7 protein-coding genes are annotated in these 7652 nt (G+C 74.0%); 5 read left to right on the top strand and 2 right to left on the bottom strand.

Going from position 1 to position 7652, the window contains the following annotated elements; all coding sequences use genetic code 11:
- The first annotated feature begins 136 nt into the window (after positions 1-136).
- From ACYVPE_RS31065 to ACYVPE_RS31045, 5 genes are read left to right on the top strand one after another with little or no spacing between them, the layout of a single operon-like run.
- The gene (locus ACYVPE_RS31065) at positions 137-1615 is read left to right on the top strand and encodes a 4'-phosphopantetheinyl transferase superfamily protein (RefSeq protein ID WP_461037098.1); all 1479 of its coding nucleotides are present in this window, start codon (positions 137-139) and stop codon (positions 1613-1615) included.
- A 1-nt stretch (position 1616) separates the two neighbouring features.
- Positions 1617-1940: an acyl carrier protein gene (locus ACYVPE_RS31060; RefSeq protein WP_461037097.1), complete on the top strand. Its 324-nt coding sequence runs from the start codon at positions 1617-1619 to the stop codon at positions 1938-1940.
- Between the two features lie 7 nt (positions 1941-1947).
- A complete protein-coding gene (locus tag ACYVPE_RS31055; protein WP_461037096.1) occupies positions 1948-2760 on the top strand; it encodes an alpha/beta fold hydrolase in 813 nt (270 codons plus the stop codon).
- Positions 2757-3953 (top strand): glycosyltransferase, encoded by a 1197-nt coding sequence (locus ACYVPE_RS31050; RefSeq protein WP_461037095.1) that lies wholly within the window; start codon positions 2757-2759, stop codon positions 3951-3953. The genes ACYVPE_RS31055 and ACYVPE_RS31050 overlap by 4 nt, the downstream gene beginning before the upstream one ends.
- Positions 3954-3998: 45 nt before the next feature.
- Positions 3999-5810 (top strand): ABC transporter ATP-binding protein, encoded by a 1812-nt coding sequence (locus ACYVPE_RS31045; RefSeq protein ID WP_461037094.1) that lies wholly within the window; start codon positions 3999-4001, stop codon positions 5808-5810.
- Between the two features lie 64 nt (positions 5811-5874).
- Here the strand turns inward: ACYVPE_RS31045 and ACYVPE_RS31040 are convergent, their stop codons facing one another.
- Together ACYVPE_RS31040 and ACYVPE_RS31035 are read right to left on the bottom strand one after the other, a co-directional pair.
- On the bottom strand, positions 5875-6675 hold the full coding sequence (locus tag ACYVPE_RS31040) for an SGNH/GDSL hydrolase family protein (RefSeq protein WP_461037093.1): 801 nt from the start codon (positions 6673-6675) through the stop codon (positions 5875-5877).
- Positions 6676-6900: 225 nt separating this feature from the next.
- Entirely contained in the window at positions 6901-7449 is a 549-nt protein-coding gene (locus tag ACYVPE_RS31035) for a TerD family protein (RefSeq protein WP_461037092.1), read from the bottom strand.
- Positions 7450-7652 lie beyond the last annotated feature (203 nt).

Raw genomic sequence — 7652 nt, 5'->3', positions numbered from 1 at the left:
GCCGGCCGGCGCCACCGTGGCGCGCTCGCCGGCGCGAAGCGCCAGGCCCGCGCCGGCCCGTGCCGCCGCGTCGCCTACGGCGTCGCCGCCGTTGGCGCCCGCGCCAGCGACGTCCTGGCGGATCGATGTCCGTGAGATGCCGTATCTCCTCGATCACTGCTTCTTCCGGCAGCGCCCCGGGTGGCCCGACGACGCCGACCGGTGGCCGGTCGTGCCGGCGACGACCGTGCTCGCGCGGTTGATGGCCGTGGCTGAGCGCCAAGCGGGGCCGCGGCGAGCGGTCGAGGTGCGGGACGTGCGGCTGCTGAAGTGGATCGAGGCGCTGCCCGCCGTCGAACTGCCCGAGACCGTACGCCGGTTGGCGGGGGACCGCGCCGAGGTCGGACTCACCGGGTTCGCGAGGGCCACCGTCTCCGTCGCCGCGGAGTGGCCGGCCGCGCCGGCGCCCTGGCGGTTCGACGCGGCGGCCGAGCGGGTGCCCGGGATGCGGGCCGAGCAGCTGTACGGCGAGCGGTGGATGTTCCACGGCCCAGCGTTCCAGGGGGTCAGCGAACTCACCGCCATCAGCGACCGGCACCTCCGGGGCGTCATCACCGCGCCGGCCGCGCCCGGCGCGCTGCTGGACAACGTCGGCCAGCTGCTCGGCTACTGGATCATGGCCAGCCTCACCGAACGCACCACCGTGTTCCCGATGCGGATGGACCGCATCACCTTCCACGGGCCGCACCCCGCCCCCGGGGAGCGTCTCGAGTGCCTGGTCAGGATCGTCGAGATCGGCGAGAGCACGCTCACCGCCGACATGCAGCTGCTGCGCGACGGCCAGGTCTGGGCCGAGTTCACCGGCTGGACCGACCGGCGGTTCGACACCGATCCGGGGATCCGCGCCGTGGACCGCTACCCGGGCCGGAACATCCTCTCCACGCCCCGGGACGGCGGCTGGACGCTGGTGCACGAGCGCTGGCCCGACCTGGCCACCCGTGAGCTGCTGATGCGCAACGTCCTCGGCGGCGCCGAGCGCGAGGCGTACGCGGCGTTGCCGCCGCTCCGCCGCCGGCAGTGGCTGCTCGGCCGGATCGCCGCCAAGGACGCGCTGCGCCGCGTGCTGTGGCACGAGGGGGCCGGCGAGATCTTCCCCGCCGAGATCGCCGTGGCGAACGACGCCGCCGGCCGGCCGGTGCCCAGGGGCGTGCACGGGCGGGACGTGGCGGGGCTCACCGTCTCGATCGCGCACCGCGCCGAGGCCGGCGTGGCCATCGCAGGCCGGGGGCCCTGCGGCATCGACATCGAGGAGATCACCGGCCGCCAGGCGGCCACCGTCGAGACTGCCTGCGGCCCGGCGGAACGCGCCCTGTTGGCCCGGATGCCGGGTGAGGCGGACGCCTGGTTCACCCGTTTCTGGGCCGCCAAGGAGGCCGTCGCCAAGGCCCGCGGCACCGGCCTGCGCGGCCGCCCAGCCGACCACCGGGTGCTGGCCGCGGAGCCCGGGCTGCTGCTGCTCGCGGTCGGCGGCGACACGTACGAGGTGCGTACCGCCGACGTCGCCAACCCGCCGGGACTGCCACCCCGCCGGTACGCCGTCGCCTGGACCGCCGGCGACAACCCGACTGGAGACTGAGATGACCACCGAGACGACCCCGCAGGACACCGCCGCGCTGCCCGACCTGGTGCTGGCCGACATCGCCGTCATGCTGAGGGACCTGCTGGAGGAGGCCGGTCTCGACGACGCCGAGATCGGCCGCGACACCACCTTCCACGACGATCTCGAACTCGAGAGCATCGACCTGGTCACGCTGTCCGGCGCGCTCCGCGAGCACTACGGCGACCGGGTCAACTTCGCGAACTTCGTCGCCGAGCTCGAACTCGACGAGATCATCGCCCTCACCGTCGGCGAACTGGTGGACCACGTCGTGGTCTCGCTGCGCGCCACCGAGCGGAGCTGATCGCGCCATGACCAGGATCAGCACCGGCGAGATCACCACCCACGTCCAGCGGCTCGACGCCGTCAGGGTCGCCGACGCCACGGGCGAGCCGCCCGTCGTCGTCTTCGTCCACGGCCTGCTCACCGACAGCCTGGCCAGCTACTACTTCACGCTCGGCCCGGCCTTCGCCGCCGCCGGCGTCGACGTCGTCATGTACGACCTGCGCGGCCACGGCCGGAGCGACCGCCCCCGCGGCGGCTACCGGTTGGAGTCGTTCGTCGGCGATCTCACCGGCCTGCTCGACGCGTTGGGGGAGCGGCGGCGCGTCCACGTGGTGGGCAACTCGTTCGGCGGCACCGTGGCCGCCGCCCTCGCCGCCTGGCACCCCGAGCGGGTGGCGACCGTCACCATGATCGAGTCGGAGCCGCCGGTCGCCGAGTGGACCCGGCACATGGCGGCCGGCCTCGACGACGCCCGCCGCCGGCTGGCCCGCGAGGACGTCATCGGCTGGATCGCCGCCCACCACGGCGCGCACACCGCGCGCCTCTCCCGGGGCGCGAGCCGCATCCTGGCGACCACCACGCTGGCTGACGACGTGCCCGCCGGCCGGGTGATCGCCGACGACCTGTCCGCCCTGACCTGCCCGCTGCTGGCCATCTTCGGCGACGAGTCGGGGCTCGCCGCCCAGGTGCCCGAGCTGACCGCCAAGGTCGCCGACTGCCACACCGTGGTGCTGCCGAACCAGGGGCACTCGGTGCTGGTCGAGCGCCCCGAGGAGACCAGGGACCTGATCCTGGACTGGGTCACCGGGCACACCCTGGCCGGGACGGCGGTGCGGTGACCCGCTTCCTGCTGGTCGTGCCGCCGCTTGTGGGGCACGTCAACCCGCTGGTCGGCGTCGCGGCCGAGCTGGCCGGGCGCGGCCACCGGGTGGCGTGGGCCGGGCATCCCGGGCTGCTCGCCCGGCTGGTCGGGGCCGACGCCGTCACCTTCGACTGCGACATCCCCGGCACCGAGCTGCGCCGGCCGCCCGAACTCACCGGCCCCGCCGCCTTCCAGTTCCTGTGGCGGGACGTCTTCGTGCCGCTCGCCGACCTGATGGCGCCCGGGGTGCACGCCGCCGTCGACGCGTTCCGCCCCGACCTGGTCGTCACCGACCAGCACGCGGTGGCCGGCGCGCTGGTCGCCGAGCGGCGCGGCCTCCCGTACGTCACCTCCGCCACCACGTCGGCCGAACTGGCCGATCCGCTCGGCGGGTTGCCCAAGGTCGGCGCCTGGCTCGCCGGGCTGCTCGACGCGCTGCGGTCCAGGATCGGCGACCCGGCGGCCACCGGGGACCCCCGGTTCTCGCCACACGGCGTCGTCGCCTTCACCGGGCGCGAACTCCTCGGCGACCAGACCCCGCCGCGCGACCGCGTCCGCCTCGTCGGCCCGGTCGTCGCGCCCCGGCCGGCGGACGTCACGTTCCCCCACGAGCGGCTCGACCCCGACCGCCGCACGGTGCTGGTCAGCCTCGGCACCGCCAACGTCGACGTCGGCGGGCGGTTCCTCGCCGAGGCCGTGGCCGCGCTGCGCGCCGCGCGCGACCGGGTCCTCGGCATCGTCCTCGACCCGGGCCACACCCTGCCAGAGGCGGTGCGCGGCCCGGCCGGCGATCCGCTGGTGCTCGACCGGGTGCCGCAACTCGACCTGCTGCCGCACCTGGACGCGGTGGTCTGCCACGGCGGCCACAACACGGTGTGCGAGTCGCTCTGGCACGGCGTGCCGCTGGTGATCGCCCCCATCAGGGACGACCAACCCCTGGTCGCGGGGCAGGTGGTGGCCGCCGGCGCCGGCGTGCGACTGCGCTTCGGCCGGGCCGACGCCGGCCGGATGGGCGCCGAGATCGACGCCGTGCTCGACCCGGCGGGCGGCCACCGGGTCGCCGCCGAGGCGATCGGCCGCGGCTTCCGGCCGGCCGGCGGCGCCGCGGCGGCCGCCGTGCACCTGGAGTCCGTCGCCGCCCGGCACCTCGACGCCGCCGCGTACCACTGAACCGCGCCACGATCCGCGCCCCCACCGCGACCCCCGGGACCTTCCATGACGACGGCCGCCTCCGCGACCTCCGTTCCGCAGACCCCCGCCGAACCGTCCCCGCCGCCGCCCGACCAACCGCCGGCCGAACCCGGGCCGCTGCGGGTGCTGTTCCGCTACGCCCGCCCCCACCGCCTCGTGCTGGCCGCCTCGTTGCTGCTCGTGCTGGCCGCCAGCCTCGCCGGCCTGATCCAACCCCTGGTCGCCCAGCGGGTGTTGGAGGCCCTGGCGGACGACGAGGGCGCCGCCGGCCCCATCGCCTGGCTCGCGGTGCTCGTGGTGGCCGGCGCCGGACTGACCGGCCTCCAGTCCTGGTGGCAGCAGCGCACCGCCGAGCGCGTGGTGCGCCAGGTGCGCCGCGACCTCGTCTACCGGCTGATCAGGCTGCGGGTGCCGGAACTCGACCGGCGCGCCCCTGGCGACCTGATCGCCCGGGTCACCTCCGACAGCACCCTGCTGCAGAACGCGGCGACCGAAGGCCTGGTCAACGTCGCCAACGGCACGCTCAGCGTGACCGGCGCGCTGGTCCTGATGGGCACCGTACACGCCGGGCTCCTCGCGGTGACCGTGGCGGTGCTGCTCTCCGTCGCCGCCGTGATGATGCTGGTGCTACCGCGCATCAGGCAGGCGGTCGCCCGCGGTCAGGAGTCGGTGGGCGCGGTCGGCGCCGCCCTGGACCGCACCCTGGGCGCCGCCCGCACCGTCAAGGCCAACGGCGCCGAGCGCCGGGAGACGGCCGTCGCCGAGGACGCCATCGAGAGCGCCTACCGGGCGGGGCTGACCGGCGCCCGCTACGCCGCCTGGGTGCGGGTGCTGTCCGGCGTCTCCATCCAGGCCGCCTTCCTCGCCGTGCTCGGCGTCGGCGGCGCGCTGGTCGCCGCCGGCGACCTGACCACGCCCGCGCTGATCGCGTTCCTCCTCTACGTCTTCTATCTGGCCAGCCCCATCGGCTCGTTGGTCGCCGGGCTCGCCACGCTCCAACTCGGCCTCGGCGCCGTGGGCCGCATCGAGGAGGTGGGCAGGATGCCGGTCGAGGAGGACGTCGACCGCGCCCCTGAGCCCGCCGTCGGCCCGCCGCCCGCCGTCGAGTTCGACGACGTCCGCTTCTCCTACCCGGACCGCGCCCCCGCCCTCGCCGGCGTCTCCTTCACCGCCCCGGCCGGCGGCCAGACGGCGCTGGTCGGGCTCTCGGGCGCAGGCAAGACCACCGCCTTCGCGCTGCTCCAACGCTTCTACGAGCCGGCCGCGGGACGCGTCCGCATCGGGGGTGTCGACATCGCCACCCTCGACCGCGCCCAGGTCCGCCGCCGCATCGCCTACGTCGAACAGGACTCCCCGGTGCTGGCCGGCACCCTGGAGGAGAACCTGCGCTACGCCCAACCCGACGCCTCCGCCGAGGACATCGCGGAGGCGCTGCGGCTGACCCGGCTCGACGGGCTGGTCGCCAGGCTCCCCGAGGGGCTGCGCACGCCGGTCGGCACCCGGGGCGTCGCCCTCTCCGGCGGCGAGCGGCAGCGGCTGGCCATCGCCAGGGCGCTGCTGCGCCGGCCCGAGGTGCTGCTGCTCGACGAGGCGACCGCGCAGCTCGACGCGCGTAACGAACAGGCGCTCCGGGACGCGGTGGACTCCGCGTCGCGGCGCTGCACCGTCCTCCTGATCGCCCACCGGCTGTCCACGGTCACCGAGGCGGACCGGATCGTGGTGCTTGAACACGGCCGGGTGCGGGCCGTGGGCAGCCACCGGGAGCTGGTCGCCTCCGACGTGCTCTACCGGGAGCTGGCCGCCTCCCAGTTGCTGGTGGGGGAGGAGGGTGGATAGGGGCGGCGGCGAGGGGGCGCCCGCCTTCGGCGGACGCCCCCCTGGGAAACGGCGCGGTCCGAGGTCAGCCGACGATTCCGGTGAGCGCGGCGAGGTAACCGTCGCGGTGCCCGGCCACGTTGGGATGGTAGGACTCGTTGATCTTGTCCCACTCCAGGCTGGTCACCCAGGTGCTGTTGCCCGAGCAGAGGGTGTGCGGGTCGAACACCGGGCGCGCGTCGAGGAAGGTGAAGCCCGCCTCGGCGGAGCGCGCCGCCATGATGTCGGCCAGGGTGTCGGCCGCGCCGTTGAGCGCGGTGCGCTCCCGGTCGCTGAGACCGAAGATGCCGCAGCTGCCCTGGATGGTGTAGAGCCGCGGGTAACCGACCACGACCACCCGGGCGTTGGGCGCCGCCGCCCGCACCGCCGCGTACGTCTGGGTGAGCGCGGGCGACAGGTAGGCGTGCGCCGCCTGCTGGGCCAGCGCGACGCCGTCCAGGCAGTCCTGGTCGTCGATCGTCAGGATGCAGTTGGTGATGACGTCGACGAATCCGACGTCGTTTCCGCCGACCTGGAGCGTGACCAGGGTGGTGTCCTGGGTCAGCGCGCCTATCTGCGAGCTGAGAATGTCGGCGGTGGTCGCGCCGGAGCACGCCGCCTCGACGAAACTCACGTTCGGATGGGCGGCCGCCCAGAGCCGTGTATAGGTCAGCGGCCCGCGCCGGCAGGCGTCGTTCGGGTCGTCGTAGGTTCTGGTGCCCGGCGCGGTGGTGTACGAGTCGCCGAGGGCGACGTACCTACCGTCCGCGGCCTGGGCCGTGGGGGTGATCGCGAGCGTGGCCAGCATGGCCAGCAACGCCGCGAACAGGATCTTTGGCGAACGCATGAGGATGCCACTTCTCCAAAGGTGGGGGTGATGACCCTTCAGGGATAGCACCCTCGACACCCCGTGGAAAAGCGGGAGTTCCGTGAAATCGCGGTTAACGAGAATCCAAGGGAAACGCCGCCGGAATATGTGGCGGAAAGCGCGGAGCCATGGCCATCGCTTTTCTTTTTCCGCCCCCATTCTTTGAACAGCGGCGGCGGGGCCGGCGGCGATTCGGGCGTCGATTCAGCCGGCGGATTCCGGTGACCCCATCAGCCGGGTGAAGGCCTCCGGGTCGGTGTCGAAGCCGCGCAGCGCGAGACGGAACGACCACTCGCCCCGCTCGTCCCTGGTGAACTCGGCTACGGTGGCCGCGGTGGCGTCCGCGACGGCGCCGAAGTCGCCCTCCGCCAGCTTGGTGTAGCCCTCGACGACCCGGTAGCCGTTGCCGGCGATGTCGGCGAAGGTGACCCGGCCGGGGCGCTGCTGGATGGCGACGCCCACCACCACCCGGACGAACTCGGGGGCCAGCCGCTCCAGTTCGAGGACCATCACCTCGTCGTAGCCGAAGCCCTGGCCGGTGCGGCTGTCCCGGCTGAGGGTGATGGTGCCGTCGGGGGAGCGGCTGTCGAAGTGCACCAGATAGGTCGGTTGGCCGTGGGGGTCGCTCGCCCGGTACGTCGCGCCGATGATGTCCACGTCGTGGGACGGGGCGCCGATCGGTGCCGGATCCCACCTCGCCATGACCTCGACCTTCTCGATGCCCTTGCTGGCGCCGCTGCTCGGACCGCCCACGGAAGCTCCCCTCCGAACCGTCAGTGATGCTCGGTCTCATGTCTTCGCCGAACTGCCGGATGCCGCAGTTCGGTTGCCCATGGTGTCACGTCGGGGTGGGCGGTCGTCCGTAACGCGAAAGTTTCCCGCACGACCCGGTGCAGAAATAGACTGTGACAGTACAATGTCACCCACTACAGGCCGCCCAGGTCACCCTCCGTCAT

The organism is Streptomyces mayteni (assembly GCF_054783955.1).
The sequence above is the reverse complement of the archived record's forward strand: the minus strand, read 5'-3'. Positions and strand labels throughout refer to the sequence as shown.

What these genes read in the sequence shown, in the direction of transcription:
- ACYVPE_RS31055 (WP_461037096.1), top strand. Translation starts at nt 1,948, where the DNA reads ATGACCAGGATCAGCACCGGCGAGATCACCACCCACGTCCAGCGGCTC.
- ACYVPE_RS31065 (WP_461037098.1), top strand. Translation starts at nt 137, where the DNA reads ATGCCGTATCTCCTCGATCACTGCTTCTTCCGGCAGCGCCCCGGGTGG.
- ACYVPE_RS31040 (WP_461037093.1), bottom strand. Translation starts at nt 6,675, where the DNA reads ATGCGTTCGCCAAAGATCCTGTTCGCGGCGTTGCTGGCCATGCTGGCC.
- ACYVPE_RS31045 (WP_461037094.1), top strand. Translation starts at nt 3,999, where the DNA reads ATGACGACGGCCGCCTCCGCGACCTCCGTTCCGCAGACCCCCGCCGAA.
- ACYVPE_RS31060 (WP_461037097.1), top strand. Translation starts at nt 1,617, where the DNA reads ATGACCACCGAGACGACCCCGCAGGACACCGCCGCGCTGCCCGACCTG.